The organism is Pseudomonas sp. MDT1-17, from assembly GCF_054898105.1.
The window spans coordinates 4,165,404-4,182,516 of record NZ_JBUBVM010000001.1; the positions used below are offsets into that span (position 1 = coordinate 4,165,404).

Consider the following 17,113-nt stretch of genomic DNA (forward strand, 5'->3'; position numbering starts at 1 on the left):
TGCCATGACCCAAGTTTCCAGCCTCACCCATGCCATTTCGATCAACCCCGCCACCGGCGAGCAGATCGGCCACTACCCTTTCGAATCCACATTGGCACTGGACACCGCCCTAGCCCGCGCCGCTGCCGGGTTCCGCGTCTGGCGCAGCAAACCCGTTGATCAACGCTCGCAGTTGTTGATCGCCCTGGCTCAGGCATTGCGCGACAACGCGGCAGCAATGGCGAACATGATCACCCTGGAGATAGGCAAGCCGATCACTCAGGCGCGCGGCGAAATCGAAAAGTGTGCGCAGCTCTGCGAGTGGTACGCCGAGCACGGCCCGGCGATGCTGAGCGCTGAACCGACGCTGGTTGAAGGTGGCAAAGCGCGCATTGAATATCGCCCGCTCGGACCGATACTTGCCGTCATGCCGTGGAACTTTCCGATCTGGCAGGTCGTGCGCGGCGCCGTTCCAGCGCTGATCGCCGGCAACACCTACGTACTCAAACATGCACCCAACGTGATGGGCAGCGCTTATCTGTTGCGGGAAGCCTTCACGCGTGCCGACTTTCCCGAAGGTGTCTTTGAGGTCATCAATGTCACGCCGGACGGCGTCTCCACCGCGATCGCCGACCCACGCATCGCTGCAGTGACCCTGACCGGCAGCGTGCGAGCCGGCATGGCCATCGGCGCTCAAGCCGGTGCGGCGTTGAAGAAGTGTGTACTGGAACTGGGCGGCTCCGACCCCTTCATTGTGCTTAACGATGCCGACCTCGACGAAGCGGTCAAAGCCGCCGTGATTGGCCGTTATCAGAACACCGGGCAAGTCTGCGCGGCGGCCAAACGCTTGATCATCGAACAAGGCATCGTCGAGGAATTCACGCGCAAATTCGTCGAAGCCACGCAAAAACTGGTGGTCGGTGATCCACTGGCCGCCGACACTTACATCGGTCCGATGGCTCGCTTTGATCTTCGTGATGAACTGGATCAACAGGTGCGCGACACCCTGGAAGAAGGCGCGACGTTGTTGATGGGCGGGAAGAAGGCTGAAGGCCCCGGCAACTTCTACGAGCCAACTGTCTTCGCTGATGTCACCGAGCAGATGACTTCGTTCAAACAGGAACTGTTTGGCCCCGTGGCGTCGATCATCACGGCGCGAGATGCAGCGCATGCACTGGAACTGGCGAATGACAGTGAATTCGGCCTCGCCTCAACCATTTACACACGCAACGTCGAGCTTGCCCAACAGATGGCCGGTGAGCTGGAAACCGGTGGCGTGTTCATCAATGGTTATTGCGCATCCGACCCGCGTGTCACCTTCGGCGGCGTGAAGAAAAGCGGTTTTGGCCGTGAGCTGTCGCATTTCGGTGTGCGCGAATTCTGCAATGCCCAGACGGTGTGGCTGGATCGGCGCTGATCGCGTTTGCCGAAGCTATCCCGTACCGGTTTCGCCAACGCAACTAACCCACAATGTCAATCAACTGCTCGCGCTGCGCCCCTGTCAGCATCGGACCAAAACCGGCACCGGCATTTTCCGCCATGTAACGCGGATTGCCGGTGCCGGGGATGACGCAGGTCACCGCCGAATGCGTGAGCAGGAACTTGAGCGCCAGTTGCGCCCAGCTATTGACCCGCACATCGGCGGCCCAACGCGGTAACGGTTTGTCCTTCAAGCGGGCGAGCAAATCACCGCCGCCGAATGGCCGATTGCAGATCACCGCCACGCCGCGCTCGCGACACAGCGGCAGAATTCGTTTCTCGACGCCGCGATCGTCCAGCGCATAGTTGATCTGCAAAAAGTCCAACGGCTCGGCCTTGAGCACCGCTTCCACCTCGTCATACGCCGACGCCGTGTAATGGGTGATGCCGATGTAGCGAATGCGCCCTTCTTCCTTCCATTGGCGCAAGGTCGGCAAATGGGTTTTCCAGTCCAGCAGGTTGTGAATCTGCATCAAATCGATGCGGTCGGTCTGCAGCAGTTTGAAGGACTGCTCCATCTGCGCGATGCCTTCTTCGCGGCCGCGGGTCCACACCTTGGTGGCCAGGAAGGCCGGCGAACGCGGTTCATGAATCGACAGCAGCTCACCGGTCGTCTGTTCGGCGCGACCGTACATGGGTGAGCTGTCGATCAGCGTCCCGCCCTTCTCGAACAGCGCACGTAGAACGGCTGGCAGCTGCTTGTAGGCGGGGCTTGAAGGCTCGACATCAAAGCCGCGATACGTGCCCAGCCCGACGATCGGCAATGGCTCGGCGCTGGATGGAATGGCACGGGTCAGCATGTTCTTGCCTCCTGTTTCCGTCGACGGCGTGGATGCTGCAAAGGCCGGATCGAAGGTGAAAACCGCCGAGACTCCGGCAGCCAGCGTGAGTATTTTTCGACGCGAGTATCCATCAGTGTGGCTCATGGAATTGTCCTTCCACATTTTTGCTGTCAGCCCTTTGCGCCTGCTGCCTGGCCAGCCACAGGCATAACCCGCCCCACAGCCCGGCAACCGGCACGATCATCAGCGCCACCAGGCCGAAACCTGCTCCCAGCGCCGTCAACCCGGCGGACAGCCAGCCACTGGCGGCATCTCCGCCGCGATACACCAGGGTTTCGATCACATTCTTGGCCTTGTACTTTTCTTCCCGACTGACCACCGTCCACAACACTTCTCGCGCCGGACGTACGATGGCGAACTCGACCGCACGGCGCAGCCCCTGTGCCAGCGCCACGGTTGCAGGCACGGGCGCCAGGGCCATGGCGGCGAACGCCACGATCGTCGCCAACGGCAAGGCTGCAAGCGCCCCGCCAATGCCAATCAGACGGATCAACGGCGCCGTCAGCATGAGCTGAAACATCAAGGTCAGTGCCGACACGATCAAATCGACGACGGCGAAGAATTGCGTCCGGCTGGCCACATCAGCATAGCTACCGGCGACAATTCGACCCTGTTCAAAATACAACAAGGTCGCCGCGCTGGTGTGCAACAGCATGAACAACACCAGCCCCAGCAGATAAGGCGAGCGCAAAATCAGCGTGATGCCGGCGAGCAGGCTGCCGCCCACGCGCCGATCATCCAGCGACAGGATGCCTGCCTGCGACGCGGTACGGGACAACAGCGCCCGGTAGCAGCGCACCGCGACTTCCAGCAGCAGCGCCGCCGCGACAGTCAACGCCACCGGGCCAAACCGGGTAGCCATGGTGGCGGCCAGCAACGGCCCGATGAACGTGCCCAACGTTCCACCGGCGGCGATGAAGCCGAACAGCCGCCGCCCTTGGTCGCTGGAAAACCGGTCCACCAGCACGCTCCAGAAGATGGAGACAATGAACAGGTTGTAGATACTGATCCAGACGAAAAACACGCGGCCTACTGCCACTGGCGCAACGTGATTGGCGATCAACACACCAAACACCAGCATCGACAAGGCGATCAAACGATAGATCAACGGCACGAAACGGGTCGCCGGCAGCCGCGAAACCAGCGCACCGAATAGCGGCACCATCAGCAGCATCACCACGAAGGTGGCCGTGAACAGCCACTGCAACTTGTCGGCGCCGCCTTCAAGGCCCAAGGCATCGCGCAGCGGTCGTACCAGGTAGTAGCTGGCCAGCACGCAGAAATGGAAGGCGAAGCCCAACTTCAGGGCCGCTCTTTCGGACGGCAGAACGTTGAGCCATTTGACAACGTTGGGCATGGGTGCCCTCCCGGTGCGTCGCGCTATCGGTCTACTACACTCTGACAGCGATCAAGCGATAGCCGTGTTCCGGCCAGAGCCGTCAATGCCGCCCACTAAAGTTAGCCGAATGTCACGCACCCTGGTGTCTCTCGTCGTCATCGTTGCCGTCGCGTATTTGGCGTTGTGCGCTGCGCTGTTCATCTTCCAGCGCGCCCTCATCTACTTCCCGCAACCCCGCGCTGTCGGCGCCTCGGCAACGCTGCTCACACTGTCTGTCGACGACGCTCAGGTGCTGGTGTCCGTCAGACCGCACGAGGGGCCCAATGCATTGATCTATTTCGGTGGAAATGCCGAGGACGTCTCCCGGAGCCTGCCTTCGTTTTCCGAAGCCTTTACCAATCACGCCCTCTACTTGCTGCACTACAGAGGCTACGGTGGCAGCTCCGGATCGCCCTCCGAGGAAATGATTTCCCGCGACGCCATGACCTTGTTTGACCAGGTCTACGCCACCCATCCACGCATTACGGTGGTCGGTCGCAGCCTGGGCTCGGGCGTCGCGGTGCGCCTCGCCAGCCAACGCCCGGCGACGCGTCTGGTGCTGATCACGCCCTACAACAGTCTTGAAGAACTTGCCGCCCGGCAGTTCCCCATCTTCCCGGTGAAGTGGTTGCTCAAGGACACCTTTGAATCCTGGAAGTACGCCGCCCACATCACGGTGCCGACACTCTTGATCGCCGCTGAGCACGACGAAGTGATACCACGCTCCAGCACGGAGCGGCTCTACACGCATTTTGCCAACGGGGTGGCGTCGCTGAAGGTCATACCGGGTACGGGGCACAACTCAATATCCGAGAGCCCCGAATACCTCAAGGTCTTGGGTGATGGTTTATAAGTGGCCGCTTTTCGGCCACGCGAGTGAAAAACGCAAGTGCGCGCCTTGCGACTTAGCGCAGCGAGCGGAACGCCGTGCGAAGTTCCTCGGTAAAAAGCTGCGGCTGCTCCCAAGCTGCGAAGTGGCCGCCCTTGTCGGCCTGGTGGAAGTAAATCAGGTTGCGATAGGCGCGCCGGGCCCACGTCTCCGGGGGGAAGTAGACATCCTCTGGAAACACGGTGACGGCCACCGGCAGCGAAATCTCGGTGGTCTTCTGTGCGACCGAAGAAAGAGGGCTTCGCCCCATGTTCTCCCAGTAGAGCCTTGCTGCCGAGGCGCCGCTATTCGTCAGCCAGTAGAGCGTGATGTCGTCCAGCACTTCATCCTTCGTCGGCGACTGTTGCGGGTCGGCGCCGTATGTCCAGCGGGAGAAGCCCGGATGCACGAGCATCAGCGCCGCGAGGAAGGCCGGTGAATCCGTCGAGCCGTAACCGATCATCTGCGGCCGCGCGGCCATCATCGCGCTGTACGCCAGGTTCCCCTGTTTGATGAGTGCGGCGACGGCGTCATAGGTCGCGCGTTCTTCCTCGGAAAATCCCGCCGGCGCCGGTCCACCGACGGCCAGCGCCGCGCTCGCTTCCGCCGGTATCGTGGCGGGCAGGTTAAGGTGAATGCCGCGCAATCCGGCCGGCGTCTGACGCGCCATCGCGCTGGTAATGGGGGCACCCCAGTCGCCACCTTGGGCGACGTAGTGGGTGTAGTCGAGGCGCTGCATCAGCTGCGCCCAGACCTGCGCGATGTGGTCTGGATCCCAACCGGTGCCACTCGGCTTGCCGGAGAAGCCGTAGCCAGGAATGGACGGAATCACCACATCGAATGCATCCGCGGCGTTACCCCCGTGCGCGGTCGGGTCGGTGAGCGGACCGACGACCTTGATGAACTCGAGCACGGAGCCTGGCCAACCGTGGGTCATGATCATCGGTAAAGCGTTCGGGTGGGGGGAGCGCACCCAGATAAAGTGGATATCGACACCGTCGAGGGTGGTCATGTACTGCGTCAGGCCATTGAGCTGCGCCTCGGCCTTGCGCCAGTCGTAGTTCGTGCCCCAGTAGCGAATCAACTCCTGCAGCTGTGCCCGCTGTGCGCCCTGTGATCGATCGGAAACCGTCTCTTTGTCCGGCCAACGAGTCGCCGCGATACGGTTGCGCAGATCGGCGAGATCCTTGTCCGCAACATTGACGTGGAAAGGTTGTATGGCCTGGGTATCGGCGGCGGGAGCGGCGCTGGCGAGGGCCGAGATGCAAAGCGCGAGGGTAGCGATAGCAACCGCGAATGTGGGCTTCATCTTCATTGCCTCAGTTGAGGGTCACGATGAGTTACGAATTTGCGCTTATCGGTCACCGAAGACGCTTTACCAGCCGGTCAGAGGCGGCATCGGGCACGTGAGCCATCTCGCAAGGGCGAAGCGTTGAGTTTCACCCTTGCGATGCCTTGCCCGAATTGCGTTACAGGCCTGGCTCAGATCAGGTTGATTTCGACGTTGATGTTGCCCCGGGTGGCTTTGGAGTACGGACACAGCTTGTGCCCTTCATCCACCAGCGCCCGGGCTGTTTCGCGGTCCATTCCCGGCAGGCTGATGTTGAGGCGAGCCTGCAGGAGGTAACCGCCTGCGTTGGTGCCCAGGTCAACTTCGGCGTCAATGGCCAGGTCAGGCGGGAGCGTGACCTTCATTTTGCCGGCAGCGACCTGCATCGCACCGATGAAGCACGCTGACCACCCCGTGGCGAACAACTGCTCCGGATTGGTGCCTTCGCCCTTGGCACCAGGGGACGAAAGCTTGACTTCGAGACGTCCATCATAACTGCGTGATGCGCCGTCCCGCCCACCCGTGGTGTGGACTTTGGCGGTGTACAGTACTTTTTCGATCTGGGTCATGATGATCTCCTGATTGAAAATGCTGGATTAAAAAGAGTGCCCTCCGTGAGCGTATCGACCAGTCCTTCTCGCTTGATGAATTCGCCACTCGTCACGGCGCTTGCGTCACCTGCAGCGGACTGGACCTTTCAATACAGACGCCGTTGGTGACCCTCGTACGCCGCGCAAGCGGGGAACAAAAAATAATGGCGGGTGGGCGACTCCGGGCTATGAATAAGCACCAATCACCCACTTAACTTTTTCAAGCGCTTCGCGAAGTGCGTCCAACTCTGCTGAGCCCAGCGCCAAGCGGATCGCATGCGGTACATGAGCAGAAGTGGCAAACGGCTCAGCGGTTGAAACCGCCACATTTTCACGCAGCAGCGCCGCGGCAATCTGGTCAGCCCTTGCATCTTCAGACAAGGGCAGCCAAAGAAAATAGGACGAAGGGTGACCTACGCACGGAAGTCCTGCCAACACTTCACGGGCCATGGCTTGCCTGTCCTGCGCATCCCGGCGTTTTTCAGCTTCCAGTTGCATGACCGTGCCATCGTCGAGCCAAGTGCTCGCTATCGCCGTCAATACGCCTGGGGTATTCCAGGTGGTCGCCCTGATCGTTCGCTCCAACGCAGGCACTTTTTCGGCGGGGGCTGCGACGAAACCTACGCGCAATCCGGTGGCCACACTCTTGGAGAGCCCTGAAACGTAAACGGTCCTCTCGGGAGCGAGTTGCGCTAACGGTGCAGGCGGGTCCTCTGCGAGGAAGGCATAAGCGGCGTCCTCGATGATGAGCAAGTCATGCCTGCGCGCAATCGTCACCAGCGACTCGCGCTGATCGGCACTCATCACCCATCCCAACGGATTGTGCAGCGTCGGCATCGTGTACACCGCGCGCACGCGGCGACGAAGGCACAGGCTGTCCAGCGCCTCCAGATCAGGCCCCTGTTCGGTCACGGGAATGGGCACGATTTCAAGGTGCAAGGCTTCAGCCAGCACGATGAAGCCTGAATAGGTCAGCGCATCCGCTGCAATCACATCACCGGGTTGCAGCAGCGCCATCATTGTCACGGCCAGCCCATGCTGGGCACCACTGACCACTAACACTTGCTCGGCATCTACCGTCAGTCCTCGGGCGAGCAAATGGCGCGCCACAGACGCCCGCTCATGCAGACGCCCGGCGTGTGGCTGGTAGCGCAACAGGGACTCCAGATCACCGCCGGACGCGAGCTGGCGTAACGCATTTCGCAAGAGTTCCGCCTGTCCTGGCAGCGAGGGATAGTTGAAGTTGAGGTCGGTCATTCCAACGGCAACGTTTTTCTGGTCGATACCCAAGCCAGGCGGCAACGAGGTCTCCCGCACGTACGTGCCTCTCCCCGTCTCCCCACTGACCAGGCCCATGGCTTCGAGCTCTGCATAGACCCGCGTGGCGGTCACCAGCGCCAGCCCTTCTGTCGCCGCGAGTTGACGGTGCGTCGGCAATCTTGTGCCCGGCAACAATCGTCCGGACCGGATGTCAGCCGCAAAAGCATCCACTAATGACTTGTACCGTGAGCGAGGCATGTCGAGATGTATCCATGACAATTTTTTGATTGTAGTGAGCGTCGATCATACGATGGATCTCTGCAAATTGAGAGTGACCTCACATGGAACGGACCCTGCAAAACCCAACCACGGAAAAGACCGCGAGCGGATGGCTCAACGGGTTTATCGGCGTGCTGATTTTCAGCGGCTCGCTGCCTGCCACACGGTTGGCCGTGCAGGAATTCGACCCGGTTTTCCTGACGGTTGCCCGAGCCGCCATTGCCGGACTTCTGGCACTTTGCATGCTGTGGCTGTTTAAAGAAAAACGCCCTGCCAAGCATCAGCTACTGCCCCTGGTGATCGTGGCAATGGGCGTTGTAGTCGGGTTTCCACTGCTGACGGCGCTGGCGCTTCAGTACGTGACGTCGGCGCATTCCATCGTCTTCGTTGGCCTGTTGCCGCTCGCTACAGCGGTGTTCGGCGTGTTGCGCGCAGGGGAGCGTCCACGGCCGGTGTTCTGGTTCTTCTCGGTGCTGGGAAGCGCGCTGGTCGTGAGGTTTGCGGTCTCGCAAGGCCTGAACGCTTCTGCGACAGGCGACATGCTCATGCTGCTGGCCATCCTCGCCTGCGGGCTGGGTTATGCGGAAGGTGCGAAGCTTTCCAGAACCCTGGGCGGCTGGCAGGTGATCTCTTGGGCATTGGTGCTGTCGCTGCCCGTCATGGTCCCGCTGACCGGGTTCATGGCCCCTGCTTCGTTCTCGGGAATTACCACACCCGCGTGGATCAGCCTGGCGTACGTATCGATCTTCAGCATGCTGATCGGTTTCGTCTTCTGGTACCGCGGGCTTGCCCAAGGGGGAATTGCTGCTGTCGGCCAGCTTCAACTGCTGCAGCCGTTTTTTGGATTGGCGCTGGCGGCCACGCTGCTTCACGAGCAGGTCAGCCTTGGCATGCTGGGGGTTACCGTCGCGGTGATCCTTTGCGTCGCCGGGGCGCGAAAGTTTTCGAAGTGAGCGGGCGCGACAAATAGATCTCTTTCGCTCGTGAACCTTGTGTTGAAGCGCCAGTCATAGCCGAGCCGTGAAATCCACTTGCCCGCTCAGAGCTGTCCATCCATGCGCCAAACCCTCCTGTCCTTTCGCGTTGCCTCGCTCTGTTTCATTCCTCTGTTTTCGCTGTTCGCCAACCCCGCCCACGCCGGTGCCGAAAGGCAGTTGGTGGAAGCCATCAACGACTACCGCGCTCACCCCGATCGCTGCTCGGGGCGCGCGGGTCGGGCGTTATCGCCGCTGTCGTTGAAGTCGAACCTGGCCTTGCCGATCGGCTATGGCGGCGGATTGCGCGATAGATTGAAAGCGTCCGGCTATCAGGCGGTGACGGTGCGCACGCTACGTGTGGTCGGTGCGCACGATGCCGATGAAGCCTTCGACATGCTTCAGAGCGATCACTGCGCGGCGTTGCTCGATACCCAGTTCGCCGACATTGGCGTCAGTCGGGCCCGGAGTGAGTGGCAGATAGTGCTGGCACGGCCGGTGCTCGACAGTCAGCTGGGCGATACGCGAGCGGTCAGCAAGGCGTTGCTGGCACAGGTCAATGCGGCACGCTCAAAACCACGCCTCTGCGGTCGTCAGCGCTTCGCTGCTGCACGGCCATTGGCCTGGAACGCAGCCTTGGGCGCTGCGGCGCAAGGGCACAGTAAAGCGATGGCCTACGGCAACTATTTCGCACACCAGGATCCCGACGGTGAGATGCCCGCAGACCGGGCGCGAGCCGCTGGTTTCCGTGGCCGGCAGATCGGCGAGAACATCGCTGCCGGTCAGGGTTCACCCAGTAAGGCAATGTCGGGCTGGCTGGCCAGTCCGGGGCATTGCGCCAACATGATGAACCCGATGTTTACCCAGATGGGTGCAGCCTATGCAGCGGACGCGCGCAGTGATGAGGGGGTTTACTGGACGATGTTGTTTGGCGCGCCTTGAGTGATTGAGCGGCGCCTTATTTGGGGCGCCGCACCGCCCTCACCTTTCCACTGCCTCCGCCGCCGCAGAAAAACTGATCGCCACCGTCCGATTCAAGCCCCGACACCCCGATGCCCGCCGGAAACTTCACGCTCTCCAGCACCTCGCCGGTCTTCGCATCAACATGGCGTAACTCACTCTCGTCCTCTTCCCACGTGCCATGCCAAAGTTGCCCGTCGACCCAAGTCACCCCGGTGACGAAGCGGTTGGATTCGATCGTGCGAAGAATCGCGCCGGTCTCGGGATCGATCTGATGAATCTTGCGATCCTGATACTCGCCGACCCACAGCGTCCCTTCCGCCCACGTCAGCCCTGAATCACTGCCGCCAGGTGCCGGGATCGTCGCGAGTACGCGGCCGGTCTGCGGGTCAATTTTCTGGATGCGATCCTCGGCGATCTGGAACAGGTGCTGGCCGTCGAAGGCGGTGCCGGCATGGGCGGCGATGTCGATAGAGCGCAGTGTCTTGCCGCTCGCGGGGTCCAGGGCGTTGAGTTTTTCGCCGGTTGCGAACCAGACGTGCTGGCCGTCCCAGGTGACGCCATGCACCTTGTCGACACCGGAAAAGGGTCCATATTCACGAAGGATTTGAGCGGCTGACTGTTTCATGTTGGCTTTCCTCGTTACGGGTGGGTGGCGTTCATCCTAGTCACCCGGCAGTGGCACCGGGAGTAACAAGGTCGTCGCGAAACCCAGTACCGGCGGGGTCATCCAGCGACGTGCCCGGCCGCGACCGAACGACTGCACCTTGCCCGCGCAAGCCAGTTCGTCGAGTGCCCGTTGCACCGTCCGCTGGCTGACGCCAAGGGCCAGTGCCAGGGCCGAGCTCGACCACGATTCTCCGTCGGCGAGGAAGGCGAACACCCCCGCGTGTTTCTCTTCGACGGGTTGCGCCAGCACCACAACGTCGGAGGCAACCAGCGACACCAACGCAAAACCACGTTTAGTTGCAATGACGCCGGCCAAGGGTCTGAGCGCCGTGCGCAGCCGTCCGACTTCAACTCTCAACCGTGCGCGAAGGGACTCATCGGCGAGCTTCAAACGAAAGGCCTGGGCAATCAGCGTTTCCCTCGACACGTCAGCCGGCCAGGCTTCGGCAAGTGCCCGTGCGAGGGCAAACAAAACCGGGCGTGTGGCGAGGGAAACCGACATGCCGGCGCCACGCACGACGTAGCGACACGCGTCCACGACCAACGACGTTGACCCGAGCAGCGCTTCAACCTCATCCAGCACCAGAGGCCGTTCTTCACCACGGGCAATCAGCCGCGCGACAGGCGTGTTCAGGGCAAGGACCGCGTTTTCCACCTCCGCCGTCAGCGCAGGAATGCCGGCATCGCGTGCGGCGTGTTCGGCCCTGGTGAGTGCTGATCGCGCCTTCTGCGTCTCGAGTCGCCGCATCGCGATCCCCGCCACGACCAGTTCGTGGGCGGCGCGCAATGCCGGCGGTAACGGTGCGGGGTCAAGCTCGTCGAGCAGCACGTCGGCCTCATCGAGATGCCCGATCAGCAGCAAACGCCGAATCTGCAGGTACCGCGCATGAGCGGCGTTCACTCGATCGCCGTGTGCCTCAAGCGTCACCCGCGCCGACCCGAGTGCCTTCACCGGCCAGCCCAACTCCCGGGAGGCCAGCGCGATCTCGGCTTCAGCGACCACACACCGCGCCCGAGCCAAGGGCTCCTTCGGACCGAAGGCCCGTGCTGCTTTCTGCACCAGCGCCTTGGCCCGGACCAGATCGCCGAGTTGCGCCATCGCAATACCGCGCAACGCCAGCGCCGGCGCATCATCGCGCAACGCGACCCGGTTCAGCGCGCCGAGCGGATCACCTGTTGCCAGCGCCTGTGCTGCGGCTGTGATCAGCGAATCCATAGGAATCCCGCCACCGTTGTCACTCCCACCGTCGGATGTTCGGTGTTGAGTCTAATTCACGATCCTCCACCAGGCTTTTCCAGAAGCGCTCGCAACTCTCGTTTCGCAGCACAACGGGGCAAGCTTTATCTACGCGCAGGGGATTTCCATGCTTTTGGCTTCGGTGAGTAACCGCATGTTTATCAGCGCTACCCGGCGCCCGTCCGGCGCCAAGCGCTCCTCAACCCCATACGGCACAAACCCAAGCTGCGGATAAAGAAGCAGCCCCGCGGTATTCTCGTTGAAGCACGACAGCTGCACCTCGCGTGCCCGATGGCGTTCCAACGCCAGTCCCACCATCGTCTGCACCAAAAACTTCGCGATACCTTGCCCCCGAGCTTTGGGTGACACGATCACATTGCCGATCGCGCAGACGCCATCGCGATCAAACGTATAAAAGTTCGCGAAGCCCATAACAGAATCGTCGCTCTCAACCACCGTTGAGTCAGAACGTTGAGCAATCGATGCCTGCAGTTGATCTTCCGTCAGCGGGTATTGCGCCTTCGGGAACATAAAGAACAGCTCTTGGGGATTTTGCGGAAAGGCGCAAAGGGTCGGAATATCTTCAGCGCTGACGGGACGGTGGGTCAGGTGCATGGTTTGGATCCATCCAAGTGTCGGTGTGACAGATTATTTTTTGCGGATGATGGAGAGAAGCGTGAAATCAGCTTCCTTTTCAGTCTCGTCACTGTTCATGTCCGACTTTTACGACCAACGGCGAGAATGGCCCGTCAACTCCGCTGGCTCGAATCGGCATCCCTCTAATCCGGCAGTTTCAGCCTGTCCATTGAGTGTTGCTGATCGACATGGCAGCGCACTACAAACAATTTATTACAAATTAGAAAATCATTAAACCCGATCATGTACTACCGAGTGTTAGTTTGAGCGCTTTATCTGGCCATGAGATGCCAAAGCCTTAATTATGCGCATCAAACTTTCCAACTTTCCTGCCCTCGGTGCTTACCTTGCACTTTCTTGCCTGTTTGCGACCGCGTGGTTCGTCAATCCTGCCAATCCGCATTCCTCCTTTGCCCTGATAAGTCCAGTCATGGCAGTGGCCGGCCAAGTGGCCAAGCCCATTTATACCAGCCGTTTCGCCTCGTCCGGGCTGGTTGACTTCGTGCATTCCTCGGCGGTTACCGCGTTGCCCGACGGTAGTCTGATGACGGTCTGGTTCGCTGGCTCCCGCGAAGGCGCAGCCGATGTGCAGGTGCGCTCCGCCCGTTTCGACTCGAAAACCGGCGAATGGGGGGCTGAACAGGTATTGGCGACCCGGGATTCGACTCAACAGGGCACTCGAAAATACATTCGCAAGCTGGGCAACCCGGTGGTTGCCCTCGCGCCGGATAATCGCCTGTGGTTGTTCTACGTGTCTGTGTCCATGGGTGGCTGGGCCGGTAGCGCGGTCAATGTGATGGTTTCAGATGACTTCGGTGGACATTGGTCCGCTCCGCGCCAGCTGATCACTTCACCCTTTCTGAACATCAGCACCCTGGTCCGGTCAGCACCGGTATTTCATGCCGACGGCTCCATCGGCTTACCGGTCTACCACGAATTCCTGGGCAAGTTCGCCGAGTACCTCTACTTGAGCGCAGACGGCGATGTGATCGACAAATTCCGCATCAGCCACGGCAAGAACTCATTGCAACCCACAGTGGTTCCGTTGGACGGGCAGCGCGGCATCGCCTTGCTGCGCTATGCCGGCAACACCCACCACCGTGTTCTGGCGACCCGCACCGAAGACGCCGGACAAACCTGGAGTGAGCCTTATCCGCTCGACCCTTCGAATCCCAATTCCTCGCTGGCGGCCGTCGCGACGCCCGAACACGGGTTGCTGGTGGCGCTCAACGACCTGCAGGAGGGGCGCTTCAAGTTGAGTCTGTATGGGACCGATGCAAAAATGGACGATTGGCGCTCGTTGCGCGACCTCGACAAGTCACCCGATCCAGCGGGCGCACCGTTTTCACCCGAGGCCTACAAGGAAATCATCGGCAAAGAGTTCCGCGGTTCCAGTGGCGCACTTCGCCAAGCGCTGGAGGCGCAGTTCCTGGACAACCTCGACAACCGTGTCTGTAAAAGCCAAGGGTGTGAATTCGAATATGAATACCCCTACTTCATCCGCAGTCCCGACGGTATGTATCACTTGGTTTATTCCTGGAACAACACCTTCATCAAGCACGTCACGTTTAACGATGCGTGGCTCAACGAGCGTCTCAAATGATCAGCCTGTGGCAAGCCCATGCCAGCTTCGCAATGATCCTCTTCCTGCTGCTGCCTGCTTTCGGCTTGCCCAGGACCTGGCGGATCGCACTGTTGGCCGCGTTGTTGGCCGCCAGCTTCATACCGCTGGGCGGGTTGTCGTTGGCCGCCTACTTGCGCAGCTACATTGATGACCTGGCGATCACCTCCCTGGTATTCATGGCGTGGGGCTGTTTGCGTCGGCTGGACATCCTGCCACCTGCGCGGGGTAAAACCAGCGTATTGATCCTCTTCGCCGCGCTGGCCGTGGTGCTGTACCCGGCAACCCTGGGCATGAGTGATCTGGACCCCTATCGGTTTGGCTACAGCCCGCGCCCCATGTTGATTGTTTTCGCCGTGATCACACTGGGCCTGTTTTACCTGCGCAACGGCTTGGCAGTCGTGATGCTGGCCAGCGCGACCCTGGCGTTCATCGCCGGGATAAAACCTTCGCAAAACTATTGGGATTACCTGGTTGATCCGCTGCTGGGTGTGTATTGCTGCGTGGCACTGCTGATGCTTGCCATGCGCTGGACGTATCGCTGGGCAACCAAGCGCCGCAGTGCAGTGGGCGACGTGCCCAAATCCGTTTGAGATTTAACGACTTCAATAACAGGGGAACATGGATGGGTTGGCTGCACTCGAGACGTTTGCATTACTGGCTGGGCGCGACAGCGATTACGTTTGCGCTGTTTGCATTGCTCAGGGTGGTGTTTTTCTTCGGCTTTTCCGGTTTCGACGCCAGAGCCCTGATCGACCAAAATGCTGTCCTGGAAACCCTGGGCATTGGCTTTCGCTTCGATCTGCGCCTGGCCATCCTGGTCATGTTGCCGTTGGCGTTGCTGGCCTGGATTCCTCGTTGGAATTTGATCGGCAGCCGCCTGCTTCGCCTGATCGCACGCGTGTATCTGCTCGTCGCCCTGAGCGTCCTGCTGCTGATTTACATCATCGACTTTGGCCATTACGCCTATCTGGGCGTGCGAATCAACGCCACCGTGCTGCGCTTCATCGAGGATGCGCAAATATCCCGCGATATGGTCTGGCAAACCTACCCGGTTATCTGGATTTCACTGGGTTGGCTGGTAACGGTCGCGCTGGTGACACTGACCCTGGTGCGTCTGGAACGCGTAACGCTGGACCGCCCTCGCAAACGCATCCACCCGCTCGCCGCGACCTGGGGTGGCGCGTTGATGGTGGTGTTGGTGCTGCTGGGCATTTTAGGTCGTGTCGAAAACATGAACCTTGAAAACCCCGTCCCGTTGCGCTGGAGCGATGCGTTCTTCTCGGGCAATAACCAGGTTGCCGCATTGGGCCTGAACCCTGTGATTTTCCTCTATGACACAGTCAAGGTCGGCCAGTCGCGCTATGACGAAGCGCAGGTGCGCGAACTCTACCCGGTGATGGCCAACTACCTGGGCGTAGACAAGCCCGATCCGCAAACCCTTGATTTCGTCCGTCACCAGGCGCCACAACCCTACAAAGTTCCGGGCTCCCGGCCGCCGAACGTGATGTTTGTCATGCTTGAATCGCTGGGCACCAGCGCCGTCGGGGCCTATGGCAACCCGATCAATCCGACGCCCAATATCGATCGCCTGGCCACTCAAAGCTGGTTCTTCGAGCACTTTTATGTGCCGGTGACGGGCACTGCAAAAACCGTCTGGGCCAGCATCAGCGGGGTGCCTGACGTCACTCGACAGGAAACCGCAACGCGTAATCCGCTGATCACCAAGCAAAACACACTGATCAACGCCTTCACCGATTACGAGAAGATCTACACCATCGGCGGCAACTCCGGTTGGGCCAACATGAATGCCTTGATTCGGCAAAGCATCGACGGCGTTCGCTTGTTCGAAGAGCGGGACTGGAAATCCCCGGTGGTGGATGTCTGGGGGATTTCAGATCTGGATCTGTTCAAGGAAACCGACCAGATCCTGCAAGCACTGCCCAAGGACAAACCGTTCTTTGCGTATGTGCAGACGGCCGGCAATCACCGTCCTTTCACGATTCCCAAGAGCAACGATGGATTCGAGGTCAAGCACCCTACCCTGGCCGAAGTCCAGGCCGCAGGGTCGCGCAGTGTCGAGCAGTACAACGCCGTGCGCTTGCTGGACTTCAACATCGGACGCTTGATGGAAATCGCCAAAGCCGGCGGCTACTACGAAAACACCATTTTCGTGCTGTTTGGCGACCATAACACTCGTATCGCCCAGATCCCTTTCCTGGCACCGGCCTACGAGCAACTGGGCCTGGAAAGCAACGCGGTGCCGATGATCATCCATGCGCCGGGCTTGCTCGGGACGCGCAAGGTCCAGGAAGCAGTCGGCCTGGTGGACTTGCTGCCGACCGTGGCGGGCATGGCCGGCCTTGAGTTTCGCAACAGCGGCATGGGCCGTGATATCCAGCAGCCAGCGCCCGAGGGTGAACGCGTGGTACCGCTGGTATTACGCGAGGGCACGTTCCCGCTGATTGCTGGCGTTACTCAGCACTATATGGTGCAGATGGAGCACGACGGCAGCTCGCCAAGTCTCCATGACCTGGCGTCACCCACGCCGCTGGACAACGTCGCCGAGAAAAACCCTGAAGAGTTCAAACGCCTGTCGCAGCTGACCCGCGCCATGCATGAAACCTCACGGCTGATGCTGTACCAGAACGTGCGCAAGTAAACGCTGTCCCGCGTCTATGCCTCAAATAGACGCGGGCCTACCCTGATGCCGGTAAAAGACTCTGCCTATCGCCACCCAATACTCCACCTATTAGCTGACTTCCCAACTGGGGTCTAACCTTAGTCGAGCGCTGGCACCCTAGCCGGCCGGTCAAAAGCTGATAAGGAGATAGGAATGGGTCAGAAGCCTGACTAAACCTGCCGTGGGCCGCCGTGCAGGCAACTCGATTGCCGCTGTTCAGAATTCCCGTGTGATCAAAACAATCAGTTGATCAAACTGCTGGCCCTGCAGCCTGTGTCATTGGTTTCGCTCGTTGCTATTTAACGCCCACGCTGGGCCGGATAGCCGG

The 17,113-nt window shown here is 60.4% G+C and carries 15 protein-coding genes; 7 read left to right on the plus strand and 8 right to left on the minus strand.

Going from position 1 to position 17,113, the window contains the following annotated elements; translation table 11 throughout:
- Positions 1-4 precede the first annotated feature (4 nt).
- Complete coding sequence (locus ACYZTX_RS19270; protein WP_462035422.1) at positions 5-1,396, plus strand: aldehyde dehydrogenase family protein; 1,392 nt, start codon at positions 5-7, stop codon at positions 1,394-1,396.
- Positions 1,397-1,439: 43 nt separating this feature from the next.
- Here the strand turns inward: ACYZTX_RS19270 and ACYZTX_RS19275 are convergent, their stop codons facing one another.
- On the minus strand, positions 1,440-2,384 hold the full coding sequence (locus ACYZTX_RS19275; protein WP_462035423.1) for an aldo/keto reductase: 945 nt from the start codon (positions 2,382-2,384) through the stop codon (positions 1,440-1,442).
- Positions 2,371-3,657: an NTP/NDP exchange transporter gene (locus ACYZTX_RS19280; RefSeq protein ID WP_462035424.1), complete on the minus strand. Its 1,287-nt coding sequence runs from the start codon at positions 3,655-3,657 to the stop codon at positions 2,371-2,373. Before ACYZTX_RS19280 ends, ACYZTX_RS19275 begins: the two co-directional genes overlap by 14 nt.
- 85 nt (positions 3,658-3,742) lie before the next feature.
- On the opposite strand from ACYZTX_RS19280, the gene ACYZTX_RS19285 reads away from it, so the two are divergent.
- The gene (locus ACYZTX_RS19285) at positions 3,743-4,531 is read left to right on the plus strand and encodes an alpha/beta hydrolase (protein WP_462035425.1); all 789 of its coding nucleotides are present in this window, start codon (positions 3,743-3,745) and stop codon (positions 4,529-4,531) included.
- Between the two features lie 52 nt (positions 4,532-4,583).
- Here ACYZTX_RS19285 and ACYZTX_RS19290 read toward each other — a convergent pair whose 3' ends face one another.
- The 3 genes from ACYZTX_RS19290 to ACYZTX_RS19300 all read right to left on the minus strand — a co-directional run bounded on the left by ACYZTX_RS19290 (position 4,584) and on the right by ACYZTX_RS19300 (position 7,984).
- Positions 4,584-5,855, minus strand: coding sequence for an epoxide hydrolase family protein (locus ACYZTX_RS19290; protein ID WP_462035426.1), 1,272 nt, complete (start codon positions 5,853-5,855; stop codon positions 4,584-4,586).
- A 173-nt stretch (positions 5,856-6,028) separates the two neighbouring features.
- Positions 6,029-6,445, minus strand: a complete 417-nt coding sequence (locus tag ACYZTX_RS19295; protein WP_462035427.1) for an organic hydroperoxide resistance protein — start codon at positions 6,443-6,445, stop codon at positions 6,029-6,031.
- 207 nt (positions 6,446-6,652) lie between these two features.
- Entirely contained in the window at positions 6,653-7,984 is a 1,332-nt protein-coding gene (locus ACYZTX_RS19300) for an aminotransferase-like domain-containing protein (protein WP_462035428.1), read from the minus strand.
- A gap of 83 nt (positions 7,985-8,067) precedes the next feature.
- Here ACYZTX_RS19300 and ACYZTX_RS19305 point away from each other — a divergent pair, with 83 nt between their 5' ends.
- Together ACYZTX_RS19305 and ACYZTX_RS19310 are read left to right on the plus strand one after the other, a co-directional pair.
- Complete coding sequence (locus tag ACYZTX_RS19305) at positions 8,068-8,958, plus strand: DMT family transporter (RefSeq protein WP_462035429.1); 891 nt, start codon at positions 8,068-8,070, stop codon at positions 8,956-8,958.
- Positions 8,959-9,060: 102 nt separating this feature from the next.
- Positions 9,061-9,921, plus strand: a complete 861-nt coding sequence (locus ACYZTX_RS19310) for a CAP domain-containing protein (RefSeq protein ID WP_462035430.1) — start codon at positions 9,061-9,063, stop codon at positions 9,919-9,921.
- A 16-nt stretch (positions 9,922-9,937) separates the two neighbouring features.
- Here ACYZTX_RS19310 and ACYZTX_RS19315 read toward each other — a convergent pair whose 3' ends face one another.
- The 3 genes from ACYZTX_RS19315 to ACYZTX_RS19325 all read right to left on the minus strand — a co-directional run bounded on the left by ACYZTX_RS19315 (position 9,938) and on the right by ACYZTX_RS19325 (position 12,460).
- Positions 9,938-10,567 carry a Vgb family protein gene (locus ACYZTX_RS19315; protein ID WP_462035431.1) on the minus strand — a complete coding sequence of 210 codons (630 nt, stop codon included), beginning with the start codon at positions 10,565-10,567 and terminating at the stop codon, positions 9,938-9,940.
- A gap of 36 nt (positions 10,568-10,603) precedes the next feature.
- Positions 10,604-11,824: a helix-turn-helix domain-containing protein gene (locus ACYZTX_RS19320; RefSeq protein ID WP_462035432.1), complete on the minus strand. Its 1,221-nt coding sequence runs from the start codon at positions 11,822-11,824 to the stop codon at positions 10,604-10,606.
- 129 nt (positions 11,825-11,953) lie between these two features.
- The gene (locus ACYZTX_RS19325) at positions 11,954-12,460 is read right to left on the minus strand and encodes a GNAT family N-acetyltransferase (RefSeq protein WP_462035433.1); all 507 of its coding nucleotides are present in this window, start codon (positions 12,458-12,460) and stop codon (positions 11,954-11,956) included.
- Between the two features lie 325 nt (positions 12,461-12,785).
- Here ACYZTX_RS19325 and ACYZTX_RS19330 point away from each other — a divergent pair, with 325 nt between their 5' ends.
- From ACYZTX_RS19330 to ACYZTX_RS19340, 3 genes are read left to right on the plus strand one after another with little or no spacing between them, the layout of a single operon-like run.
- Positions 12,786-14,084, plus strand: coding sequence for a sialidase family protein (locus ACYZTX_RS19330; protein WP_462035434.1), 1,299 nt, complete (start codon positions 12,786-12,788; stop codon positions 14,082-14,084).
- A complete protein-coding gene (locus tag ACYZTX_RS19335) occupies positions 14,081-14,695 on the plus strand; it encodes a hypothetical protein (RefSeq protein WP_462035435.1) in 615 nt (204 codons plus the stop codon). Before ACYZTX_RS19330 ends, ACYZTX_RS19335 begins: the two co-directional genes overlap by 4 nt.
- 32 nt (positions 14,696-14,727) lie before the next feature.
- Positions 14,728-16,764, plus strand: a complete 2,037-nt coding sequence (locus ACYZTX_RS19340; protein WP_462035436.1) for an LTA synthase family protein — start codon at positions 14,728-14,730, stop codon at positions 16,762-16,764.
- Positions 16,765-17,113: the final 349 nt, after the last annotated feature.

Bases quoted from the DNA above. Each gene is read 5' to 3' on its own strand.
- ACYZTX_RS19300 (WP_462035428.1), bottom strand. From the start codon at position 7,984: ATGCCTCGCTCACGGTACAAGTCATTAGTGGATGCTTTTGCGGCTGAC.
- ACYZTX_RS19270 (WP_462035422.1), top strand. From the start codon at position 5: ATGACCCAAGTTTCCAGCCTCACCCATGCCATTTCGATCAACCCCGCC.
- ACYZTX_RS19305 (WP_462035429.1), top strand. From the start codon at position 8,068: ATGGAACGGACCCTGCAAAACCCAACCACGGAAAAGACCGCGAGCGGA.
- ACYZTX_RS19290 (WP_462035426.1), bottom strand. From the start codon at position 5,855: ATGAAGCCCACATTCGCGGTTGCTATCGCTACCCTCGCGCTTTGCATC.
- ACYZTX_RS19310 (WP_462035430.1), top strand. From the start codon at position 9,061: ATGCGCCAAACCCTCCTGTCCTTTCGCGTTGCCTCGCTCTGTTTCATT.
- ACYZTX_RS19335 (WP_462035435.1), top strand. From the start codon at position 14,081: ATGATCAGCCTGTGGCAAGCCCATGCCAGCTTCGCAATGATCCTCTTC.
- ACYZTX_RS19285 (WP_462035425.1), top strand. From the start codon at position 3,743: ATGCCGCCCACTAAAGTTAGCCGAATGTCACGCACCCTGGTGTCTCTC.
- ACYZTX_RS19325 (WP_462035433.1), bottom strand. From the start codon at position 12,460: ATGCACCTGACCCACCGTCCCGTCAGCGCTGAAGATATTCCGACCCTT.
- ACYZTX_RS19295 (WP_462035427.1), bottom strand. From the start codon at position 6,445: ATGACCCAGATCGAAAAAGTACTGTACACCGCCAAAGTCCACACCACG.
- ACYZTX_RS19330 (WP_462035434.1), top strand. From the start codon at position 12,786: ATGCGCATCAAACTTTCCAACTTTCCTGCCCTCGGTGCTTACCTTGCA.
- ACYZTX_RS19280 (WP_462035424.1), bottom strand. From the start codon at position 3,657: ATGCCCAACGTTGTCAAATGGCTCAACGTTCTGCCGTCCGAAAGAGCG.
- ACYZTX_RS19320 (WP_462035432.1), bottom strand. From the start codon at position 11,824: ATGGATTCGCTGATCACAGCCGCAGCACAGGCGCTGGCAACAGGTGAT.
- ACYZTX_RS19275 (WP_462035423.1), bottom strand. From the start codon at position 2,384: ATGAGCCACACTGATGGATACTCGCGTCGAAAAATACTCACGCTGGCT.
- ACYZTX_RS19340 (WP_462035436.1), top strand. From the start codon at position 14,728: ATGGGTTGGCTGCACTCGAGACGTTTGCATTACTGGCTGGGCGCGACA.
- ACYZTX_RS19315 (WP_462035431.1), bottom strand. From the start codon at position 10,567: ATGAAACAGTCAGCCGCTCAAATCCTTCGTGAATATGGACCCTTTTCC.